This window comes from Paenibacillus sp. NEAU-GSW1 (assembly GCF_009737085.1).
Taxonomy (GTDB): Bacteria; Bacillota; Bacilli; order Paenibacillales; family Paenibacillaceae; genus Pristimantibacillus.
This window is the reverse complement of sequence record NZ_WOVL01000004.1, coordinates 124,292-147,751: the sequence shown is the minus strand read 5'-3', so window position 1 is coordinate 147,751 and position 23,460 is coordinate 124,292. Positions and strand designations below refer to the sequence as shown.

The following is a 23,460-nucleotide window of genomic DNA, read 5'->3' as shown; positions in this document are numbered from 1 at the left end:
GAATTGCCGATGTTTGATTGGGTGGGAGCGAAGAAGGGATTGCCATTATGGGTTTCGTGGAGCCTCAACAAAAGCATGAAGGAAGATGTGGAAAATATTTTCGAAGGAATTGCCGAAACCCGTAAAGATTTATTGTTGTCATGGTCGGAGGAATATTGGGGCTTAATGGAACGGCTGGCTGAGCAGTTGGCCAATCAATGGCCAAGCAGCCAAGTGCTGTTGGACGGTGCAGACAAGCAATCTGTATTGCGCCAGCTGGAGCGAATATATGCGCGGGGAAATGATTTGACAGAGGTTTTTGTTTTGAATACGTTAGGGGAGGTCATCGTTTCTACCAATGATACGCATGAAGGAGCTATATATGCCGCTGGCAGCATTCTATCTCCCGGCCTGCAGTACATTCAGAGCGGCGGAAGCGGAAAACCTCGCCCGTGTTTATTCGGTCCATTCGGGGATGACCGGACATTAATGCTCGGATCAAGAAGCTCTTCTTTCCACGATAAAGTGACGCTGATGTTCATGCAGCCGATTGTTGCTAACGGCGAATATCGCGGAACGCTGTGCGGACGAGTGCCTAACGATGTGTTGGGCGATTTGATTCAACGAGAGTCCGGCCATGTATACCCGGATTCGGGCGATAATTACATATTTATGGCGAAGCCGATGCTGAATACGCATATCGCGCTGGGTACGGCATTGTCCCGCAGCCGATTTGAGGACAGAACGTTCACACACGGTGAAAATTTGAAGGACGGCGTAACTACCGATTGGGGAACGGTATCGATTAAAGAGCATACCGAATTCGAAATTATGTTTACTGACCCGGCTACGGGCCAATTGCACCCTGGCGTCGCGAATACGATTCGCAACGGCAGCAATCTGTTCGTTGAATTTCCGGGCTACTCCGACTATCGCCACATTGCCGTTATCGGCAAAGGGGTTACGTTTCAGCTGCCGCATTGCCCGGATGTGTGGGGAATGATGTGCGAAGGTGATCTTGAAGAGGTGTACAGAATCCGAAGCATCGAATGGCGCCAGCATATGCTGCATTTGCGGCTGACGCTAGCGCAAGCGCTGCTTATTGCTGCGCTTGCCGGTCTGTTGTCGGGAATGGGACAAGTCTCGCCATGGGTGACGGCCGCTGCGGTTGGCGTGTTTGCGATATTGTTCGGCACGCTATTCGGAGGCGTTCTGCAAAGGAAGGAATCAGGCAGAGTGGTCGGGCATCTTAGCCGTATAAACCGTTTTATCCGCATCAATGCGGAAGGCAAAGGCGATCTGACGCAACGGCTGCAGCCGGAGCAGTTCGATAACGATGAGCTTCGCGAATTGGCGAAATGGATCAACAACATGATCGACTCGCTCGAAGGCATTATGCTCCAGGTAAAGCTGGCTGCATCGGACGTGCTGTCCAGTCAGAATGCGCTTAATGATTCAGCGTCGGTGACTGCGAAGTCGACTGAACGGGTAAGCGGACAAGTTGGCGAGATGATCGGCAGCATTCGCCTTCAGTTGAAGGATATTGATATGGCTAAGGACGCGGCTGATGCGATGAGGGATACACTGCGGACGATCGAGCTTCAGGCGGCGGAGCAAATTGCGGCAGCGCAGTCCGAGGTGGACCGTATCGGCGAGAAGATGAGCCATATTTCAACGAAGGTTGGAGACACGAATGATACGATTCGCCGGTTTATGCAAACGGTGGATGAGATTCGCGGCGTGCTGCAGGTCATTGAAGAAATATCGGCGCAAACGAACTTGCTTGCGCTTAACGCTTCTATAGAAGCAGCTCGCGTCGGCGAGCAGGGACGGGGTTTCGCCGTCGTGGCAGCGGAAATTCGCAAGCTCGCCGATATGACACGCAAGTCGACCGAAGAGGTGCATGGCATCACGCATCAAATCTATGAGGAAGCAAAACAAGCTTACGCTTCCATGGATGAAGGAACTCAGGTCGTTGCTGAAGGCACTGAGCTTGTCGCAGCGGCGGCGGGTACGCTGCGGTCGGCGCAAAGCGAAGACAGTCGCAAGACTAAGGCAGTTGACGAGGTTGTGCAGTTAATGGAGAAAATCGCCGTTGTCAGCATGACGAACCGAAAGGTGTCCTCTAACGTGGAGGGCAGAGTGCATGAACTGATCGGCGAGATGGATAACGTCCGTCAGACGTCGGAAAATGTGGAATCGATCACGAAATTTTTACAGCAGCTTGTCGGGCAATTCAAGCTGACGGAGTCGCGTCAGCGTTAAGCTTTCCTACTCTTTTTATTATCGTCATTAGCCGTTGGCAGCAGCCAGCCGTTAATGGCGTCTTCTTTTTTTTCGGAGCAGATTGTACAGCCGAATGCAAAAAATAGCCTCTAGCATGTAAATCGGACATAGGTTAATATGATAGCGCTATCAATGCACAGTTAGACAGCATAAGCGGAGGCTGCGATGAAAAATTGGCTGGGAAGTGCTTGACATCCGGTACGGCGGCGTTATGAACCGTTTGGATACGGCGAGCATAGGGACGGCTCTTTTTTTTGTGCAGTTGATCGATATGCCGGTCGACGTTCCGCTAGTGTCCGGGTGCGGGGATACTGCTCCGAGTGAGATTCCTGTACATTTGCAGTTTTGCGAACGAATCTGCATATCGATTGCTAGCGGAATAGCAGCGGCGTGTGCATATTATTCCATGGAATAGATATCCTAAAGGTTAACGAAACTGGCTGCGGGAGGGACTCGAATGAGGTTTAGCGACTATATGCGCAGCCGAGGCAGCAAGCAGCAAAACAAAAAACAAGCAAAATCCGATCAAATTGAGCAGCAGCATCTGTCAGATTATGAGAACAAGAAGCTTTCTGCGAAATTGGATACGAATATAAGCGAGTTGAAAGCGGAGCTTGGCAACAGCAGCGATGTCGTTATTCGCGAGTTAGAGCTGCCGGGACCGTTCAAGGCAAAAGCAGTTCTCCTATATATTCAAGGCTTGGTTGACGAGATGCGGGTTAATGAAACGGTAGTTGAGGCGCTTCAAGCTGCGTCGCTGAACGAGGACCCGTTAGACCGTCCTGAGGCAGCGCTGAAAGAGATGAAAAACAAGCTGTTATCCGGCGGACGGCTTGAGGATGCGAACAACTGGAAAGAACTGTTCCAAGGATTGTTTACCGGGAACGCCATTGTGCTGCTGGACGGTTCAACGACAGCAATTGCTTCCTCCTGCGTCGGCGGCGAGAGACGATCCGTCGAAGAGGCGAAGTCGGAGGTCACGATTCGCGGACCGCGCGAAGGCTTTGTTGAATCGATGCGTGTCAATACAGCGCTCATAAGGCGTAAAATCCGCAGTCCTAAGCTATGGCTGGAGCAGATGACAATCGGCCGCGAAACGCAGACGCCGGTAGGCATTATGTATATGAAAGGCTTAGTCGACGAGCGGGTGCTGCAAGAGCTGCGCAATCGGCTGGGGGAGATTGACATTGACGGCATATTGGACAGCGGATACATCGAAGAGCTGATTGCCGATCAGAAATGGACGCCGTTCCCTACCTACTTAAGCAATGAGCGTCCGGATGTGATCGCTGCCAGCCTGTTGGAAGGCAGAATCGCGATTCTCGTAGACGGAACACCGTTTGTGATAGTTGCTCCCGCTATTTTCAACATGTTCTTTCAGGCAGCGGAAGACTACTATCAACGATATGATGTTGCCACCTTTTTGCGGCTGCTGCGCTTCTTCTCCTTCTTTCTGGCGTTGGCGATGCCGTCTATGTATGTTGCGGTAGTCGGCTATCATCAGGAAATGATTCCGACGCCGCTGCTGCTTAAGTTGGTTGCGCAGCGGGAAGGCGTTCCGTTTCCGGTCTATTTGGAAGCTTTCATTATGGAATTTGTGTTCGAAATTCTTCGCGAGGCGGTCGTGCGTATGCCAAGCGCCGTCGGCAACGCGATTTCGATTGTAGGCGGTATGGTTATCGGCCAATCAGTCGTTGAAGCGGGAATTGTGTCGCCGGCAGTCGTCATTGTCGTTGCTTTTACAGCGATAACAAGCTTCGTCTCGCCAACCTACAATTTGGGCATCGCGGCAAGGCTGCTGCGTTTCTTGCTGCTGGCGGCGGCATCGACGCTCGGCTTTTACGGATTATCGCTGATCGTGCTCCTTGTCCTTCTTCACCTCACCAATTTGCGCTCGTTAGGGATGCCCTACATGAAGCCGTTTTCTCCGTTTATGGGCAAAGACTGGATGGATTCGATCGTCCGGGCGCCGTTATGGCTGCTGCGAAACAGGCCGCAAATGCTTGCTTCCGATAATCCTACTCGCTCCGATTTGGATGTGAAGGCGCTTGAAGGGGAGGAGCCTGTGCAATGAAAGCGCGCGGTCGGTTCGGGAGGAAAGCTGCTTCCATTGTCGGTATTCTAGCTATGCTGCTTGGCATGATGATCATTAGCGGCTGTTGGGATTTACGGCATTTGGACAGGTTAAGCGTCGTTATGGCGATGGGGATTGACGATGATCCGACAGGCAAGCAAAAAATGCGAGTTACGATGCAAACGGTGCTTGCGCAAAATGCGGCGTCGGGAAATAAGCTGGCCGTGGAAGGGATGTCGGTTATGACGTTCACGGAAACCGGCGATACCGTATTTGAGGCGATCCGAAAAATGACGCGCAAAACGTCGAGAAGACTGTTCTTTTCGCACACCAGGCTGCTTATTATCGGAGAGGACGCCGCTCGCAAAGGCGTCTATCCGCTTCTTGATCTGATCGAGCGTAATCCCGATATTCGCTTAAATATTGCTGTGATGATAGCGCGGGGAACGAGCGCGGAGAAGCTGCTGCAAACGACGACTTTAATGGATTCCATACCGGCCAACCAAATTCACGACACGCTTGATATTAACCAGAGCGCGCAAGGGCAAGAATATTTGGTTAAAGTCAACGACATTACACGAAATGCAATGGCCGGCAAACAGCAGGTCGCCGTTCCGTCGCTAGTGCTGGAGGGGGAACAGTCGGCGGGCAACGATGAGGAAAATATGAAGCATATTCATCCGAAAGTAGAGCCCAAGCTCAGTACAATGGCGATATTGAAGGACGGGCGATTCGTCGGTTACTTGACGACTAAGCAATCGAGAGGGCTGTCTTGGACGCAAAACAAAGTGAAAAGTACGGTTGTCAAGCTTGATTGTCCCCGCTCGGAAGGGAATTTCATAGTGGAAGTGTATCATTCTAAAGCAAAAATGAAGGCTGAAAAGCCGAAATACGGAGAAAGTCAAAAGCCTGTCATTCATGTCGATCTGGAAGTAAAGGGAAGCATTAAAGAGATTATGTGCACGGATTTGGGCGTTAAAGAGGAAAGCCAGCTTGAGGAAGCCGGGAAGCTTATGGACGCTGCCGTCGGGGACGAAGTCCAGGATGCCATCCGCAGGCTGCAAAAAGAGCTGAACAGCGATGCGATGGGCTGGGGAATGTTGGTTTATCAAGAGCAGCCTTCTCTCTGGAAGCAAATCGGAGGCAGATGGACGGAATTGTTTCCGGACGTTTCCTATGTGTTGAAGGTTAAAACGGATATTACCGATTCCGGTGTGCGGGTAAATTCGATCGTGAAATAAAGAGGTGTTGTTATGGCTGCAATTGCCGTAGTGGTTTTCGCCATTCTGGTCGGATTTGTCATTTGCAAGTATCGGCTAGGGCTAAAACAAAAACGGGAGGCGGGTTGGGCATTATTCATTATGTCGGCAGGCTCCGTATACTGGATAGGCATCATTTTGTCTTTTCCGGTACCGAATCCGCTCGACTGGATAACGGCCGTATTCGGTCCGTTCGCCTCGGCAATGAAAGATATGTTGTATTAGGCGCGGAATGAAAACAGGCGCAAATAAAGAACAGGAAGGAGGCTGCAAAATGAAGGCCGGCAATGGACTGACTAACGGCATGATTACATCAGGGCAGGCAGCGAAGCTGCTGTTTCTATTTGCCCTAGGGACAGCAGCATTAATTGTTATGACGACTGTCGTCGCCATTGCAAAGCAGGACGCTTGGATAACAACGCTTGTTGTAGCGCCGATCAACTACTGGTTCCTCCTTATTTATTTGAAGCTGGCGGAACGATTCCCCGATATGACGCTGGCGCAATACACGGAAAAAATATTAGGCAAATGGCTCGGCAAAGCGCTGCTGCTGCTCTATGTGTTTTTCTTCGTTATACTGAGCGCGCTGGTGCTGCGCAACATTTCGGATTTTCTCGTGCTTTCCATACTGCCTACGACGCCGGATTGGTTTATCGCGGTTTCGTTTATGCTGGTCGTTATTTACGGAACCTATTTAGGCATTGAGACGATTGCCCGTACCGGCGAATTGCTTTTTGGCGGAAGCATTTTACTCATGTTTATTATTTCTGCGCTGCTGTTGAATCAATTTCATATCGAAAACTTTAAGCCGGTTTTGTATCATGGATGGGAGCAGCCGCTGAAAGGGATGTATCCGTTGATTGGCTTCCCGATCGGCGAGTTTGTGGTCATGTCGATGGTGCTGCCTTTTGTCAGAACGGAGGACCGGGGCAAGCTGCGCAAGCAAATGAAGCTGTCGATTATGCTCATCGTGTTCTTCTCGTTTATGCTTTCCGTCTTGTTAATTGGCGTACTTGGCGTTGAAGAAACGATGCGAAGCCCGTTCTCGATCTTCGATATGGCTAAAACGATCAATGTGCAGGATGTTATCGTCCGCGTTGAGGTTACCGTTGCCATTGTGTGGGTCAGCACCGTGTTTAGTAAACTGATCCTGTCTTTCTACGCTTCGGCGCTGCTGTCGGCTCAAGTGCTCGGTCTGAAAAGCTATCGACCGCTCATTTTTCCGATCGCTTATTTTGTCGTTCCGATTTCGCTGATCAGTTATCGGAACTCGGCGCATGCGGAGCATTTTGCCAAGATCGTATGGACGCCCTACAGTGTTGTTATGGGTTTCATTATTCCGCTGCTGTTGCTGCTGCTCGCGTTCCTGACAGGGCGAAAAGGGCCGAAGAATAGCGCGCAGCCGGTGCCGACAGCCGTTGAAACGAGCAATGCGGAATTGGCGGGAAACGCGCAGCAGAGCGGCTCGGGACAAGCTGGGGAGTCAACTCCGTCATAGACGCGAGTGGCAGCATTTGTTATAATTGTGAGGAAAAATGGACCGAGCATCGTCGGTACTCACATATGACGGAGGCGATCGCGTGGACTACTACGTTAACCAGTATGTCGTTGTGGCTATTTTTATTGTGCTGGGCATCTTGCTGCCGGCCGCGGCGTTAACCGCCGGAAGGCTGCTCAGGCCGCACAAGCCGACCGATCCGAAGCAGACAACCTACGAGAGCGGCAATGAGCCGGTCGGTGAAGGGCAAGTCCGATTCAATATCCGGTACTATTTGTTTGCGCTTATGTTTGTCATTTTTGATGTGGAAACCGTTTTCTTATATCCTTGGGCCGTAGCGTACAATAAGCTCGGCTTATTTGTGCTTGTGGAGATGTTTATTTTTACGGCAATGCTGCTCATTGGACTTCTATACGCCTGGAAGAAGAAGGTGCTGCAATGGAATTCAATTTAGAGTCAATTACGCTGGAAGAACGTCGCGAGCTGGAACGAAATGTATTTATGGGGACGCTGGAGCAGCTAAAGGCATGGGCGCGCAGCAATTCGCTGTGGCCGCTTACCTTCGGGCTCGCATGCTGTGCGATTGAAATGATGGGCACAGGAGCGTCCCATTATGATTTGGATCGTTTTGGCGTAATGTTCCGCACATCGCCAAGGCAATCGGATGTCATGATCGTGGCCGGTACGGTTACGAAGAAGATGGGGCCGCTGCTTAGAAGGCTGTACGATCAAATGCCCGAACCGAAATGGGTCATTGCGATGGGCTCTTGCGCTACGGCGGGCGGCCCATATGTGAAATCCTACGCGGTTATTAAAGGCGTTGATCAAATCGTTCCGGTTGACGTGTATATACCGGGCTGTCCGCCGAATCCCGCAGCGCTTATTTACGGCATCAACAAGCTGCAGGAAAAAATTCGCTATGAAGCGAAGACCGGGAAGCGGGTGACGGGCCGATGAGCGAGGAGAACAAGGGCGAAGGGCTGGAGTCGTCGAAGCCGGTTGAGCCGGGAGAGGCGAGCGGCGAAGCGGCGAAGGCAGCAGCGGAGGCGGCCGATCCGGAGCGCGAGGCGAAGCTGAAGGCAGCCGCGGAAGCGAGAGCGGCGCGGGCAGCGGCGAAGGCAGCAGCCGAGGGGCAGCCTGCCGAAGCGGCAGAAGCCGCCGAGCCGCCTGCGCCGTCGCCGAAGCAGCCGGAGCTGGACGCGCTCGCGGCGTCGCTTCGAGCGCGCGCCGGAGACGACGCGCTTGAGGAAGCTTACATAAATGAAATGAACGGCCATATGCCGACGATTATTGTAAAGAACGGCAGCTGGCGCAACGTCGCGGAGCTGCTAAAGGGCGAGGGAGAGCTGCAATTCAACTACTTGCGGAACGTATCGGGCGTCGATTACGAGACGCATCTGGAGGTTGTGTATCATCTCGTGTCGTTGTCCAGCGGGCGAGAGCTCGCTGTTAAAGTAAAGGCGGATCGCGAATCGCCGGAGGTGGCGTCGGCTGCGCCGGTATGGTCAACCGCCAATTGGAACGAACGCGAAATTTATGATCTTCTGGGCATTTCATTTACCGGGCACCCCGACTTGCGGCGCATTATGATGCCGGACGATTGGGTGGGACACCCGCTGCGCAAAGATTACGAACCGTTAGACTCGGAGGTGTAGGCTAAGCGTGATTCGTACGGAAGAGCTGCTGCTTAACGTTGGTCCTCAGCATCCCAGCACGCATGGCGTGTTTCGCATCGTCGTCAAGCTCGACGGCGAGGTTATTACGGAAGCGACGCCGGTAATGGGCTATTTGCACCGCGGCACGGAGAAGCTGGCGGAGCAATTGAATTATACGCAAATTATTCCTTATACCGATCGAATGGATTACGTTTCCGCGATGACGAACAATTATGTGCTCGTTCATGCAGTGGAGACAATGATGGGGCTTGAAGTGCCCGAGCGAGCCGAATTTATGCGTCTAATCGTTATGGAGCTGCAACGCGTTGCGAGCCATCTCGTCTGGTGGGGCACGTACCTGCTCGATATCGGGGCGATGAGTCCGTTTCTGTATGCGTTCCGCGATCGCGAGACGATTATCAATTTATTCAACGAGCTGTGCGGCGCGCGTCTGACCTATAACTATATGCGCGTCGGCGGCGTCAAATGGGATGCGCCTCCCGGCTGGATCGATAAGGTGCGGGAGTTCATCCCCTATATGGAAGGCAAGCTGGCCGAATATGACAAGCTCGTGAGCGGGAATGAAATTTTTCTCGCGAGAATTAAAGGCGTTGGGCAATACGATGCGGCGACGGCTATCGATTATGGCCTGTCGGGCGCGAATCTGCGCTGCACCGGCGTCGACTGGGATTTGCGCAAAACGGAGCCTTACAGCTTGTACAGCCGTTTCGAGTTCGATGTTCCGCTTGGCAAGAACGGAGACTGTTATGACCGTTACCGGATTCGGCTGGAGGAGATTCGCCAAAGCTTGCGCATCTTGAGACAGGCAATCGAACAATTTCCGCAGGGCGGGGAGACGATGGGCAAAGTGCCGCGCGTCATCCGGCCGCCTGCCGGCGAAGTGTACGTGCGCATCGAATCGCCGCGCGGCGAGATCGGCTGCCACATCGTTTCGAAGGGAAAAGCCGAGCCTTACCGGCTTAAATTCCGCCGTCCGTCCTTCGTTAATCTTCAAATATTGCCTAAGCTGCTCGTCGGTGAGACGATGACCAATTTAATAACGATTCTGGGCGGCGTCGATATCGTCGTCGGGGAGGTCGATTGCTAATGGGCGCTTGGCTGAACGGACCTTTAACTTGGGGAGATGCGATCGTCGTTTTTTTATGGGTCGTCGTTTTTCTCGTTATTGTGCTCGGCTTCGTTACGTATGCTATTTATTTCGAGCGAAAAGTAATCGGCTGGATGCAATTCCGGCAAGGACCGAATCGGGTCGGTCCGCTCGGCCTGCTGCAGACGGTTGCGGATATTTTCAAGCTGCTTATTAAAGAGGACACAATTCCCCGCAAGGCGGACCGTTTGTTGTTCGTGCTTGCGCCCGTTCTCGCCTATGTGCCGGCCTTTTCCGTGCTCGCGGTAATCCCGTATACGCAAAAGCTTTACTTTGCCGATTTGAACGTCGGCTTGCTCTATTATGTAGCGCTGTCCGGCATCTCCACGCTGGCGATTGTGCTCGGAGGATGGGCGTCCAACAACAAGTATGCGTTGCTTGGCGGCATGCGCTCGGCAGCTCAGATGATCAGCTATGAGGTACCGCTCGTTATTTCCGTCGTTGGCGTTATCCTTCTAAGCGGCAGCTTGAACCTGCGGGACATCGTTGCCGCGCAGGACGGCGGTTGGTTCTGGGACTGGAATTTCTTGCCGCAAATTATCGGCTTTGCTGTTTTTATTATTGCGGCGGTGTCGGAGCTGAACCGGACTCCCTTTGATTTACCCGAGGCGGAGTCTGAGCTTGTCGCGGGCTATCATGTCGAATACAGCGGCTTCCGCTTCGCCTTTTTTATGCTTACGGAGTATGTGTACGTCTACGCGATTGCCGCATTGACAACCGTGCTGTTTCTTGGCGGCTGGCAGGCGCCGGCGCCGTTTCTTGATTTTGTGCCGGGCATCGTATGGTTTTTGCTGAAATTCGCATTCATCGTCTTTTTCCTGTTCTGGATCAGGGCGACTTTCCCGCGTATCCGCGTCGATCAGCTGATGGGGCTCGGCTGGAAGGTGCTCCTTCCGTTATCGCTGGTTAACGTGTTCGCGACAGCGCTGTGCTTGGAGCTGTTCGTAAAAGGGTAGGGAAACAAGCGCCGTTGTTGTTCTAACGGCCTCCGGATCCGTTAGGAAGCGGTGAAGTAGCTTGCGAGGCGCTCGTAACGGCCTGCGAGGCCGTTAGAGATCCGCTGGAGCGGCGAAATGGGCAACCAAACAAGCGCCGTTGTTGTTCTAACGGCCTCCGGATCCGTTAGGAAGCGGTGAAGAAGCTCGCGAGGCGCTCGTAACGGCCTGCGAGCCACGTGTGATTAGCTAATCATCTGTAGCTGGTGAGAGACTTTGAACTCCGTTCAAAGATCCTGATGTAAGGAGGGCGACGATATGAAAGGATTGTTTCGAGGGCTGGGCGTCACGCTGAAAGCGATGACGGCGCCGAAAGTGACTACATCCTATCCCGATGTTCCGTTCGAAATGCCGGATCGCTTTCGGGGCGTGCAGCATTTCATTCCAGAGCTTTGCATCGTCTGCAACCAGTGCGCGAGAATATGCCCGACCGATTGCATTACGCTAACCGGCAAACCGAATCCCGATCCGGAGAAAAAAGGGAAAGTCATCGACACATTCGATCTTAACTTTGAAATTTGCATTCTATGCGATCTGTGCACCGAGGTGTGCCCGACGGAAGCGATCGTAATGACCAACCATTTCGAGTTGTCCGCTTACAGCCGCGACGATCTGTTTAAAGATGTGCAATGGTTGACGGACAACAATACGCTGGTGCGCAAAGACAACAACAACATCGGAGCTCCAGCCAAAGGGGGCGCCAAGTAATTGTTTAATATCGAGCTTACCGGTGAATTTGCGGCGTTTTTTATTTTTTCAGCGATAATCGTCTGCGGAGCCGTTCTTATGATCAGTCTGCAAAAGGTCGTCCATATGGTCATCTCTATGGCGGGCGTGTTTCTTGGCTTGGCCGGTATGTTCGTGCTGCTGGAGGCGGAGTTCGTCGCGTTCGTGCAGGTGTTAATCTATGCGGGAGCGGTGTCGATCCTTATGATCTTCGGCATCATGATGACGAATCATCGGGACTCCGCGCCGGAGCCGACGAAGCCGCTCCATGAAGGGCTGGCCGCTGTAAGCGCGCTTGCGCTGTTCGGGCTGCTTTTCTACGCGATCCGCGTGACGGAGTTCCCGGACCCGCAGCCTTTTCAAGGCGGAGAAGACAACACGATGCAGATCGGGCAATTGCTGTACACCGGCTATATTGTGCCGTTCGAGCTGCTGTCCGTCTTGCTGACGGTCGCTTTTATCGGGGCGATCGCGATTGCGAAAAAGGCGGATGCCTCAGGATCAGCAGCTGCTCCGCAAAACAAAGCAGACGCTTACGATGTTAGTTTTGCTTCGCAAAACTTTAAGGAGGACGAATAACATGCTTCCGTCCTATTTAACTATGGCGGCGATTTTGTTCTGCATCGGGCTTTACGGCGCGCTTGTCAAACGGAATGCCGTCGTTGTGCTGCTGTCGATTGAGCTGATGCTGAATGCAGTCAATTTGAACCTGATCGCCTTTTCCAAATACGGCGTTGTGCCTTCGCTTACCGGACAGGTGTTCTCGCTGTTTGCGATTACAGTTGCCGCTGCGGAGGCGGCAGTGGGCGTGGCGATACTGATCGCGCTGTTCCGTGCCCGCGGTTCTGTAAATGTTGATGAATACGATGAAATGAGGAGGTGACGCAGCATGGAAATGTATACCCAATCGGCTTGGCTCATCCCGTTGTTTCCGCTGACGGCGTTCCTCCTGCTGACAGCGCTTGGACGCAGTTATCGCTCAACGGCGATGCTGCTGGGCTCGCTGGGCTCGCTCGCGTCGCTTGTCATGTCGCTGCTCGTGCTGATCGAAATGCTTGGTTCCGGGGCAGCGGATTATAGCAACAGCTTTAAATGGATTGCAGTCGGCGATTATACGCTGCGTATCGGCTTTGAAGTGACGAATTTGACCGCGCTCATGCTCGTTGTCGTGACGGCAGTCAGCTTGGCGGTCAACATTTACTCCGCCGGTTATATGAAGAACGACGAGAGACTGACGGTCTATTACAGCTATGTCTCGCTGTTTACGTTCTCGATGCTGGGGCTGGTGCTGGCGGACAATATGCTGTCGCTTTATATTTTCTGGGAGCTGGTCGGCGTATGCTCGTTTCTGCTGGTGGGCTTCTGGTTCGCCAAGCCAACGGCAAAAGCTGCCGCAAAAAAGGCGTTTATTGTGACGCGGATCGGCGACGCCGGGCTGCTGCTCGCGATTTTGCTGCTGTTCTGGTATATGCCCGGACATGCGCTCGACTTCAGCAACATTCATAACGTGTTCAGCGAAGGGCAATCCGGGACAATTACCTCAGGCATTACTACGTTTATTGCTCTGTTGATCTTCATTGGCGCAATCGGCAAATCCGGCCAGTTTCCGCTGCATACATGGCTCCCGGACGCGATGGAAGGCCCGACGCCGATCAGTGCCCTGATCCACGCCGCAACAATGGTTGCAGCAGGCGTATTTCTGCTTGCTAGAACATTCGATATCATCAGCGCATCCGAAGCGGCGCTCCAGATTATAGCTTACGTTGGCGGATTTACCGCGATATTCGCGGCGACAATCGCCCTTGCGCAAAATGACATCAAACGCATTCTCGCCTATTCGACGATCAGTCAGCTTGGCTATATGGTAATGGCAATCGGTTTGGGCTCGGTTACCGGCAGCATATTTCACTTGTTCACGCATGCCTTTTTCAAAGCGCTGCTGTTTCTTGGAGCGGGCAGCGTCATCCATGCTCTACATACGCAGGACATTCGAGAGATGGGCGGACTCGGCGGCAAAATGAAGACAACCGCTTGGACGTTTGCCATCGGCGCATTGGCGCTGTCGGGCATTCCGCCGTTTTCAGGCTTTTGGTCGAAGGACGCGATTCTGGCGACAGCGTTGGATGAAAACCCGCTGCTGTTCGTCGTCGGCTTGGCAGCGGCGTTCTGCACGGCGCTTTACATGACGCGGTTGTTTGTACTCGTGTTTACAGGCAAGCCGCGTTCCGGAAATGGAACGGTTCATGAGTCTCCGGCGGTTATGACGGTACCGATGATCGCGCTCGCAGTGCTGTCGATCATCGCCGGTTTTGTGGAAACGCCGTGGAACGGCTGGTTCGGCGAATGGCTTGAAGCAGGAGGCACGGCTGCAGCTGACCATGGCAGCAAAGGGATTGCGGCCATGGTCGCATCAATCGCCGTAGGCGCGCTTGGCATTTATCTGGGCTGGCTTATCTACGGCAAACGGAGCATTGGAGGCGGCGTATTCGAGAAAATGCCTAAGCTCGAACGAACGCTGGAACGAGGCTATTTTTTGGATGAGCTGTATAACGCAGTTATTGCGAAGCCGCTTCGCGGTATCGGCCGTATGCTTGCGGTATTCGATGAGTATGTGATCGGGGGCGCCGTTCGTTTGAGCGGCGCGGCTGCATCCGCATTCGGGCGGATTGCAGTTCGGCTTAGCAACGGACAGGTGCAAACTTACGTCCTGGCGGCGGTTATCGGCTGCATCATTCTTATTGCGGCAATCGTTGGAAGGAGGTTTTGGTCATGATGAACCTCTCCGATTGGCCGATACTTACCGTGTTATTGCTGTCCCCGCTCGCAGGGCTGCTGGCAGTGCTCCTGCTGCCGAGCAAGCGCAATCGCTTGCTGCATGCGGTTGCTGTAATTGCTACGCTAGTGCCTCTCGTTCTCTCCGGCTGGCTCTATGTGGATTACGACAATCATCAGGGCGGCAGCAATTATGAAGAGCAAGCTGTCTGGGTGGATGTGCCGCTCAATAAGGAGACGCAGCAAGCGGCTGTATCGGAATACAAATTCACGATTCAGTATGCGGTTGGACTGGACGGTCTGTCGTTGCCGCTCGTTATTCTGACAGCGCTGGTGACGGCGATGGCGGCCTTTGCTTCGATTCATGTGAAGAAGAGATGGAAAGCTTTTTTTGCCTGGTTTCTGTTGCTTGAAGCGGGAATGCTCGGCGTGTTTCTGGCGAGGGACTTATTTCTGTTTTTTATTAGTTTCGAAATTACGATTATTGCGATGTATTTCCTTATCGGCATATGGGGCTTTTATAACCGCGAGCGTGCGGCCAATCAATTCCTGCTGTACAACGGGCTTGGTTCGGCAGTTTTGCTGATCGCCTTCCTTATTCTTGTAAATACGGCCGGCTTCCGGATCGAGCAGGTCGACGATGTCGTACAGTTCATTTACAGCGGCAGCTATACCGATATAGCCCGCAATATGGCGGATGCGTCGGCGTGGGTCAATCTGTTGCCTGAGTCAATCGGGGGCGTCAATCCGTTTCATATGACGGATGCGATGCATTGGACGCTGTTCATTATGCTGCTGGTCGGCTTCGGCATTAAGCTGCCGATCTTCCCGTTCCATACGTGGATGCTTAAGGTGCACACGGAGGCGCCGCCTGCCGTCGTTATGATTCACTCCGGCATTTTGCTCAAAATGGGCGCCTATGGCATGATTCGATTCGGCATTTACTTATTCCCGGAGCAGGCCAAGGAATGGTCGGTTGTGCTCGCTGTGCTCGGCTTGATCAATCTGCTGTACGGAGCGCTAATCGCGTTCCGCCAAACCGACCTTAGGCTGGTGCTTGCCTATTCCTCGATCAGCCATATGGGGATCGTGCTGCTGGGGCTAGCTGCTTTTAACGCGGCGGGGCTGCAAGGAGCGGTATTCCAGCTCGTATCGCATGGCCTTATATCCGCGCTGTTGTTCCTGATCGTCGGCAGCCTTTATGAAAGAACGAAAACGACGGAGCTTCCAGAGCTGGGCGGGTTGTCCAGGTCGCTGCCTTTTACGAGCGGGATGCTGCTTGCTGCGGGCCTCGCGTCGCTCGGCTTGCCCGGACTTTCCGGTTTTGTCGGAGAGCTGCTGACGCTGCTCGGCCTGTTCGATACGCAGCCGTGGATAGCAGGCTTCGCGGTGCTGGGCGTCATTCTGACTGCCGTCTACGTGCTGCGTGCGGTATTGAAAACAACATTCGGGCCAATGGACGAGAAATATGCGGCGGCGAAGGATGCGCGGCTGGTCGAAGCGTTTCCGATGATCGTGCTGCTAGCCTTTATCGTACTGCTCGGCTGTTTCCCGTCGCTCTTGACAGATACGCTTCAATACAGCGTAAATACGCTGTTTCAACCATTATTTTCAGCTAGGTCGGGAGGGTGAGCCAATGACTGAAGAATCTTCGTTTCTGCCTTTAACGACGTCGGATATTTTCGTCATGGCTCCCGAGCTTAGCTTGGGTATCGTATTCTTGCTGCTGGTCGTCGCCGACCTGCTGCTTCCTAAGCGCGTGTCAAGGCTGACTATCGGCTGGCTGTCGATCGCAGGACTTGCGATATCGGCGACGCTTACCGTTATCGTTATGCTGGATGGGAGCGTCAGAGAGGGAGGGCAGCCGTTCAGCCTGCTTGGGGCGAGCTATGTTGTCGATGATTTCGGCGGCTTGCTAAAGCTGGTCTTTCTGGCTGGTACTGCTCTTATCGCTCTAATGGCGATCGGCTCGGTGAAGCGGGATGACGCGATCGTTGATCGCGCGGAGCTGTTCTACCTGCTGCTGCCGGCCGCTATGGGCGCAATGATTATGGCGTCGTCCGGCAATCTAGTAACGCTTTATATTGGTTTGGAGCTTCTTAGCATTACGAGCTATGTGCTTGTCGCTTTGCGCAAAAGGTCGACGGCATCGGCGGAGGCGGCTTTCAAGTATGTCGTAATCGGAGGCATATCCTCAGCGTTCATTTTGTTCGGGATGTCCTACTTGTACGGGTTGACCGGATCGGTAGAGCTGTCAGCTTTCCGCATAGCGCTGCCGGAGGCGCTGAACAATTATCCCGCGCTCGTATATGTCGGGTTCTTCTTCCTAATTGCCGGATTCGCGGTAAAAATCGCCGCGGCTCCGTTTCACGCATGGGCGCCCGACGTATATCAAGGCGCTCCGACGCCGATATCTGCTTTTCTCGCGGTCGTCTCGAAAGGGGCGGCGCTTGCTGCGGTGCTGCGGATATTGTACAACAGCGCCTTCTTTATAACCGGCGGCGGCAGCAACGGAGGGAAGCCGATTGGCGACGATGTTTATTTGGCGCTGCTCATAGCTGCAGCGGCGGCAATGCTCGTCGGCACTGCGGCTGCGCTGCGGCAACGTCAGATGAAACGGCTGCTGGCGTTGTCGGGCGCAGCGAATGGCGGTTACCTGCTCGTGCCGATCGGGTTGAATTTTACGATCGTTCACAGCAACAACGTATCGGAATTTATTTTTTATTTGATCGCTTATCTGTTTATGACGATTGGCGCGTTTGCGGTGTTGACGGTTATCAGCCAATCGCCCGGCCACGAGGAGCTGAGAGGCTTCTCGGGTTTGTATTACCGCGCGCCTTGGACGGCGGCGGCGATGGTCATTTTCGTTTTGTCGCTCGCCGGGCTGCCGATTAGCGGCGGGTTTTTCGGCAAGCTGTTTATACTGCTGGGCGCAGCCAACGCTAAAGCTTACTGGCTGGTCGCGATTATGGTTGTGAGCAGTCTAATCTCATATTACTTCTACTTTGCGATCGTTCGGCAAATGTTCATGCGCTCAAGCAATGAGGATGAAGGCGAGATCGCAGTGCCGGCGACTGCGGGTGCAGTCATTTGGATATGCGCTGCCGCGACGGCAGCGCTCGGCGTTGCGCCGGGACCGCTGCTCGATTGGATTCAAGCGGTCTTTACGATTCAAGGAGACTTGTTTGTGCGCTAATGAAGTTGGTTGAGCGGAAAGTGGGGAGCAGGGCTGTGCGGCGAAAGCTGCCGGCCCTGCTTTTTTTTCGTTAGCTTCGCGCCAACAGGAAGGAGACAACTTTTGCATGCATTGTAAGCGCTTAGGTGCAGATTCAGCGGGCTAAGCGCTATTTTGCACAATAGAGGCGGCGAATTGTTCAAATAAAATATAGGAAAATATTTGGAGGGAATGAATATATACCTTCTATGGGGATGGCGCTAAACTCGATTATGAGCTTCTAAAGGCCTTCGAGGGCTTTAGGGAAGCCGTAAGATGGGGGAAGCAGCGTTGTAACGGCCCCGAAGGCCGTTACGGTGCATAAAAGCCTCGCAACTGCGGCGTCCAGCGCCGAATTTGAGCTCCTAAGGGCCTTTGAGGCCTTTAGGGAAGCCGTAAGATGGGGGTAGCAGCGTTGTAACGGCCCCAAAGGCCGTTACGGTGCATAAAAGCCTCGCAACTGCGGCTGGCTGTCCAGCGCCATACGGGAAAGCAGCAGGAGGGAAATGGAGTGAATGTAAATGAGGGGGTAGCCGGGATGGATAGAGATAATGGCAAATGGAACAATAGAATAGGTCTTTTGCCCTGTATTTGTAAAATGAAAGGAAATTGCGTCATGCAAAGCGAACTTTTATAAAGGATGGAAGCATTCCTTTTTGTTCGTTAGGTCTAAGTAACGCGAAATTGGGCGAACGATGACGGCTTCCATTGAGCTCCACCTACTATTATGACATCGAGGCGCAATGGAATGAGTCGTTCGCTCTTGCATTTATATAAAAAATTAGCCGCCATCGTTCTGCTGGCGGCGATCGTCGGCGGCGCGGCGGCGAGCATACCGCATGCCGCCGACGCCGCTCAAGAGGAGCCGCAAAGCTGGCTCCTCAAATGGCGCAGCCCCGGGCACGCTCATGCGCTGCCCGGGACGATCGTGCTCCGCCGCCAGGCCGAGGCGGCGGTAGACCTTGTCGCGCCCGCCGACCCGGGCGCGGACATCACGCCATGGCTGCTCCTGTTGAGGAGCACGCCGGGCGTGGAATACGTGCACCCGAATCAAACGGTGCACGTCTTGGCTGCCGCGCCGAACGCAAGCGGTGCGGCGGCTGGCGCGGCGGCGCAGCCGCTCGCTTCGCAAAGCGCGCGTGCGCCTGGCGAAGCGAACGACCCGGAGCTGGCAAAGCAGCTCCATCTGAAACAGATCGGCGCGATCGAAGCATGGAAGAGCGTTCGCGAGCAGACCGATCTGACGATCGCCGTCATTGATACGGGCGTCGATCTCGACCATCCCGATCTTAAAGACAATCTCGTTCCCGGCGTCAATCTCGTTCAGCCTAACCAGGCGCCCGACGACGACAACGGACACGGCACAAGCGTCGCCGGCGTCATTGCCGCATCGGGCAATAACGGGAAGGGCGGATCGGGCATTCTGTGGAAAGCGAAGCTGATGCCGATCAAAGCATTGGACTATCGAGGCGACGGCACGGAGCAGGAGCTTGGCGAGGCGATTTTGTACGCGGTCCGGAAAAAAGCGAAAATCATTGTGCTGTCGGTCGGCCTGCATCGTTATTCGCCTTACATGCTCGACATTGTAGAATACGCGGAAAGCAAGGGCTCGCTTCTCGTCGCGGCAGCCGGCAATGACGGCCAGAGCATGGGCAGCAAAGCCGAGGTTAAATATCCCGCTGCCTACCCGACGGTGCTTGCCGTGGGCGGCGCCAGAAAGGACAATACGCCCGACACGCGATCGAATCCCGGCTCGGAGCTCGATCTTGTTGCGCCTTGGAACGTCTATACAACAGCAATCGGCGGGCGTTACAAAAACGAAGAAGGCACATCGATGGCGGCGCCGCAGGCAGCTGCAGCCGCAGCGCTCATCTGGGCTCGTTATCCGCAAATAAAGCCTTATCAGGTTCGCGAGCTGCTGCGTCAAACGGCTAGAGACATCGGTTCGCGGGGATTTGATGAACAGAGCGGATACGGTCTGCTGCAAATTCACAAAGCGGTTGCCGCAGCGCTTGACAGCGACCGCTTTGAGCCGAATAACAGCTACGGGCAAGCGGCGGTTTTGCCGCTGTCCAAGCAAATTCCCGCAGCGCTTGCGACAGGCGGAGACCGTGATTGGTATAGGGTTAACGTTCCTTATGACGGAACGCTGACGATCCGTTATGAAGCGATCCTTTCCCAAGGAAAAACGGCGCCTCCGGTCCGGCTGTCGCATTACAGGGAGAGCAGGCTGCAAAAGTCGGAGGATACGAAGCTCGGAAGCAAAAACTTTGAGATCAAAGTTAAAAAAGGCTGGCAGTATATTCGGCTGGAGCCGATCAATTCGAATATAAGCGCCAAAGTGCCGTATTTGATGACGGCTTCCTTTCAAATGGGAAAGGATTCGTATGAATCGAACGACAAGTCGTACGAAGCGTTTACGCTGCAGCCGCGAAGCCAGACGATTAACGGCAGCTTCCATCAGACGGCCGATCGCGATTGGTTCGTTATCAACTTCACCCATAGCGGGACGCTCAGCATGAGGCTAAGCACCAACACAGCGCGGATCGACCCGGGTCTCGCCGTTCAAAAAGCCGGCCAGTCGCTGGTTGACTATGACGACCATCAGGAGGGCGAAAGCGAGCAATCGCCGGTGCTGACCATTACGCCGGGCAAGTACTATTTTCGAGTTCATAATGCCATCTCATCTGAAGCCAGTCCGACAGTCGGAACATATACGCTCAAGTTGACGTATACGCCAAAGTATGAAGATCCGAATGAGCCTAACGATAAATACTATGAAGCGCTTCGGGTAAGCTCGGGTACGCAATATGTCGGTGTAATGGGCAAAGCGGGAGATGCCGACTGGTTTCAAGTGAGGCTTGCTAAAGAAAGCGTTCTGGATTTCCGGCTTGAAGACATTCCTGATGGAAAAGTGATGCGGATGGAAGTCTACGATAAAAAGCAAAAACGGCTGTTCAGCCAATCGAGCGGTGGCTCGAAATCGTTGTTCATGAGCGACAAACGATTGCAAGCTGGCGCGTATTATGTGAAGCTGACTTCGAATGAGCCGTTCGATAAGCAATATTATCGTTTTCGAATTGATATCGACGAGCTGATAGCCGGCTTTCGCGATATAAGCGGCCATTGGGCCAGGGATGCGATTGTGGCGATGAACAAGAGCGGCATTGCGACCGGAACCGGCAATTTTATGTTCGAACCTGATCGTTCGATTACGCGGGCTGAAGCGGTAGCCATGACGGTCAAGGCTTACAAGCCTGGCGGGGGCGGCTCAACTGCTGTGCCGGTTAGCTACGATGATATGAATTCCAAGCATTGGGCTTACAGTGCGGTGAGAAAAGCGTCTCAGTTAGGATGGGTAAAAGGATTCCCGGACGGCGATTTCAAGCCCAATCAGCCCATAACGAGAGCCGAGATGGCAACGATGATAGCCCGCGCGGAAAAAATAAACGCGATGCTGCCGATCTACCCACCTTTCGCCGACGTGCCGAAGACGCATTGGGCGGCTCCGGTTTTAAGCGCAATGAAGCTGAATAGCGTCATATCGGGCAAGGAAGGCAATCGTTTTGAGCCGGAGGCGAAAGCAAGCCGGGCTGAATTTACGACGCTCCTTTACCGATTATATAAGTAGCGTCAAATAAGAGTGACTTTGAGCTCGATCAAAGTCCTGATGTAAGGAGTGATTTTGAGAGCAATGAACACGGATCAATGGGCAAATGATATTGCCATGACGACCGGCGTAACCGGATTGTTTTCCATTGTGGTGACGCTAGTCAGCATTGTGTTTGTATGGTTTTTGCTGCAAGAAGTAAAAATGGACACTTTTTTCAAATTTCCGCGCAACACAAAGGCGAAAATGCTTCAAGTTGTTATAGCTGTCGTGCTCGGACACTGGTTTGCGAAATTTATTCTCGACTACTGGTCTTGGTCCGTTATGCTTAGAAGCTTTGTCGAATAACAAACGCAAAAACAGTCAACAATGGGTATTAGATGACGGTACGAAAACGGAAATGAGCTGCGAATAGTTATAAATTGGCGTTAAATGGCCGATAAGCAGCCATATACCGGGTTTAAAAACACCAATATTCGACACAAGCGAAAGAGGTATATAGCATTTCTTTGTCCAATTAGGCATAAAAGCCGAATTCCATTCATTGAAAACGCCGTCTTTAGACGCAGTTCGACAGAATTAGGGCGTTTGAAATGACGCGATTCGATGCGGTTTTTGGACAATAATTGGAACAAATTTATCGCTTGTCGATTTGTGTAAATTAATGCTAAGATGAAGGTTAGATGAAATAACTTACGTAACGAAAATCAGTTCGCGGAGGGAACTATAAGATGACCAAAATTATCGTCCGCGGAGGCCAGCGCTTGTCGGGAACGGTCCGTGTCAGCGGTGCAAAAAACGCAGTGCTTCCCATATTGGCAGCCTCTTTACTTGCGGCGGAAGGAGACAGCGTCATCTGTGACGTCCCCCTCCTCGATGATGTGATGACTATACAACAGGTGTTAGGGTCTCTTGGCGCTAAAATGTCCTACAATAATGAAACGATGCGCATATCTGCGGCATCTATTGCTTCGTTCGAAGCGCCATACGAGCTCATTCGCAAAATGAGAGCGTCATTCCTTGTCATGGGGCCGTTGCTTGCGCGCGTCGGCAAGGTGCGGATTTCGCTTCCTGGCGGTTGCGCGATTGGAACAAGGCCGATCGACCAGCATTTGAAAGGCTTTGAAGCAATGGGCGCGGAAATTACGATCGGTCAAGGCTTCATTGAAGCGAGTGTGAAAAGCCGCCTGAAAGGCGCTAAAATTTATCTCGACGTCGCAAGTGTCGGAGCGACGGAGAACATTATGATGGCAGCCGCGCTCGCGGAAGGTACAACAACGATCGAGAATGCGGCGAAGGAGCCGGAAATCGTCGATCTTGCCAACTACTTGAACGCAATGGGCGCGAAAGTGCGCGGCGCCGGCACCGGCATGATTCGGATCGAGGGCGTCGATCAAATGCGCGGCGTGAAGCACCATGTCATTCCTGACCGCGTCGAAGCGGGAACGTTCATGATCGCGGCAGCCATTACGGGCGGCGACGTATTCGTGGAAGGCGCAATTTCCGATCATTTGACGCCGGTTATTTCCAAGCTTCAGGAAATGGGCGTAGAGGTTCTGGAATCGGATAACGGCATTCGCGTGCGTGCGGGCCGCGAGCTGAAGTCGGTCGACGTCAAGACGCTTCCGCATCCGGGATTTCCGACTGATATGCAATCGCAAATGATGGCGCTTCTGCTTATGGCGGAAGGAACGGCAGTTGTAACTGAAACCGTTTTTGAGAACCGTTTCATGCATGTGGAACAGTTCCAGAAGATGAACGCGCAAATCAAGGTGGAGGGACGCTCGGCTTTTGTTAGCGGAGGTTTTCCGCTGACGGGCGCTAAAGTATGCGCCACAGATTTGCGTGCGGGAGCTGCTCTTATTTGCGCGGCGCTTCGCGCAGACGGCGAGACGGAAATTACGGGCATTCATCATATTGATCGCGGTTACGTTAATATTACCGGCAAGCTGTCCTCGCTTGGCGCTATCGTGCATCGGGTAGAAGCAGAGGCTCCGGTTGCAGTTGCTGCGAACATTTCCGAACAGGAGACCGTTAGCAGCTTTAAGCGCGAGAAAGAAGTGGCCGTACTGAAAGTGCAGCCGACTTGGGCATAACGTTATCCAAAATAGAAAGAGCTGCTTTCGACTAGCCATAACGGGCTTGCGGAAGCGAGCTCTTTTTTTTGTTTTGCCGCGTCGTGCGGCTTGTTCATGCTATGTTCATTTTTGCGTGCTATTTTCGT

The 23,460-nt window shown here is 53.2% G+C and carries 19 protein-coding genes; all 19 read left to right on the top strand.

The window, feature by feature from the left end; genetic code table 11:
- Nucleotides 1–9: 9 nt before the first annotated feature.
- The gene (locus tag GOM71_RS03925; protein WP_156278443.1) at nt 10–2,244 is read left to right on the top strand and encodes a methyl-accepting chemotaxis protein; all 2,235 of its coding nucleotides are present in this window, start codon (nt 10–12) and stop codon (nt 2,242–2,244) included.
- Nucleotides 2,245–2,722: 478 nt separating this feature from the next.
- The gene (locus tag GOM71_RS03920) at nt 2,723–4,339 is read left to right on the top strand and encodes a spore germination protein (RefSeq protein ID WP_156278442.1); all 1,617 of its coding nucleotides are present in this window, start codon (nt 2,723–2,725) and stop codon (nt 4,337–4,339) included.
- Nucleotides 4,336–5,580, top strand: a complete 1,245-nt coding sequence (locus tag GOM71_RS03915) for a Ger(x)C family spore germination protein (protein ID WP_156278441.1) — start codon at nt 4,336–4,338, stop codon at nt 5,578–5,580. Before GOM71_RS03920 ends, GOM71_RS03915 begins: the two co-directional genes overlap by 4 nt.
- A 12-nt stretch (nt 5,581–5,592) precedes the next feature.
- Nucleotides 5,593–5,823, top strand: a complete 231-nt coding sequence (locus GOM71_RS03910; protein WP_156278440.1) for a hypothetical protein — start codon at nt 5,593–5,595, stop codon at nt 5,821–5,823.
- A gap of 49 nt (nt 5,824–5,872) precedes the next feature.
- Nucleotides 5,873–7,096, top strand: a complete 1,224-nt coding sequence (locus tag GOM71_RS03905) for a GerAB/ArcD/ProY family transporter (RefSeq protein WP_173275175.1) — start codon at nt 5,873–5,875, stop codon at nt 7,094–7,096.
- A gap of 37 nt (nt 7,097–7,133) precedes the next feature.
- A complete protein-coding gene (locus GOM71_RS03900) occupies nt 7,134–7,550 on the top strand; it encodes an NADH-quinone oxidoreductase subunit A (protein ID WP_156278438.1) in 417 nt (138 codons plus the stop codon).
- On the top strand, nt 7,535–8,053 hold the full coding sequence (locus tag GOM71_RS03895) for a NuoB/complex I 20 kDa subunit family protein (RefSeq protein ID WP_156278437.1): 519 nt from the start codon (nt 7,535–7,537) through the stop codon (nt 8,051–8,053). The genes GOM71_RS03900 and GOM71_RS03895 overlap by 16 nt, the downstream gene beginning before the upstream one ends.
- Nucleotides 8,050–8,751 (top strand): NADH-quinone oxidoreductase subunit C, encoded by a 702-nt coding sequence (locus tag GOM71_RS03890; RefSeq protein WP_156278436.1) that lies wholly within the window; start codon nt 8,050–8,052, stop codon nt 8,749–8,751. The genes GOM71_RS03895 and GOM71_RS03890 overlap by 4 nt, the downstream gene beginning before the upstream one ends.
- 7 nt (nt 8,752–8,758) lie before the next feature.
- Nucleotides 8,759–9,859, top strand: coding sequence for an NADH-quinone oxidoreductase subunit D (locus GOM71_RS03885; protein ID WP_367649458.1), 1,101 nt, complete (start codon nt 8,759–8,761; stop codon nt 9,857–9,859).
- Nucleotides 9,859–10,875, top strand: a complete 1,017-nt coding sequence (gene nuoH, locus GOM71_RS03880) for an NADH-quinone oxidoreductase subunit NuoH (RefSeq protein WP_156278435.1) — start codon at nt 9,859–9,861, stop codon at nt 10,873–10,875. The genes GOM71_RS03885 and nuoH overlap by 1 nt, the downstream gene beginning before the upstream one ends.
- Nucleotides 10,876–11,172: 297 nt before the next feature.
- Nucleotides 11,173–11,622, top strand: a complete 450-nt coding sequence (gene nuoI, locus GOM71_RS03875; protein WP_156278434.1) for an NADH-quinone oxidoreductase subunit NuoI — start codon at nt 11,173–11,175, stop codon at nt 11,620–11,622.
- A complete protein-coding gene (locus tag GOM71_RS03870; protein WP_156278433.1) occupies nt 11,623–12,219 on the top strand; it encodes an NADH-quinone oxidoreductase subunit J in 597 nt (198 codons plus the stop codon).
- Nucleotide 12,220: 1 nt separating this feature from the next.
- On the top strand, nt 12,221–12,523 hold the full coding sequence (gene nuoK / locus GOM71_RS03865; protein WP_156278432.1) for an NADH-quinone oxidoreductase subunit NuoK: 303 nt from the start codon (nt 12,221–12,223) through the stop codon (nt 12,521–12,523).
- 6 nt (nt 12,524–12,529) lie between these two features.
- Nucleotides 12,530–14,413, top strand: a complete 1,884-nt coding sequence (nuoL, locus tag GOM71_RS03860; protein ID WP_156278431.1) for an NADH-quinone oxidoreductase subunit L — start codon at nt 12,530–12,532, stop codon at nt 14,411–14,413.
- On the top strand, nt 14,410–16,044 hold the full coding sequence (locus GOM71_RS03855; RefSeq protein WP_156278430.1) for a complex I subunit 4 family protein: 1,635 nt from the start codon (nt 14,410–14,412) through the stop codon (nt 16,042–16,044). The genes nuoL and GOM71_RS03855 overlap by 4 nt, the downstream gene beginning before the upstream one ends.
- 4 nt (nt 16,045–16,048) lie before the next feature.
- Nucleotides 16,049–17,608: an NADH-quinone oxidoreductase subunit N gene (locus tag GOM71_RS03850; protein WP_156278429.1), complete on the top strand. Its 1,560-nt coding sequence runs from the start codon at nt 16,049–16,051 to the stop codon at nt 17,606–17,608.
- A gap of 766 nt (nt 17,609–18,374) precedes the next feature.
- On the top strand, nt 18,375–21,257 hold the full coding sequence (locus GOM71_RS03845) for a S8 family peptidase (RefSeq protein ID WP_253944686.1): 2,883 nt from the start codon (nt 18,375–18,377) through the stop codon (nt 21,255–21,257).
- 63 nt (nt 21,258–21,320) lie between these two features.
- Entirely contained in the window at nt 21,321–21,584 is a 264-nt protein-coding gene (locus GOM71_RS03840; protein ID WP_156278427.1) for a DUF1146 domain-containing protein, read from the top strand.
- A gap of 383 nt (nt 21,585–21,967) precedes the next feature.
- Nucleotides 21,968–23,332: a UDP-N-acetylglucosamine 1-carboxyvinyltransferase gene (gene murA / locus GOM71_RS03835; RefSeq protein ID WP_156278426.1), complete on the top strand. Its 1,365-nt coding sequence runs from the start codon at nt 21,968–21,970 to the stop codon at nt 23,330–23,332.
- Nucleotides 23,333–23,460: the final 128 nt, after the last annotated feature.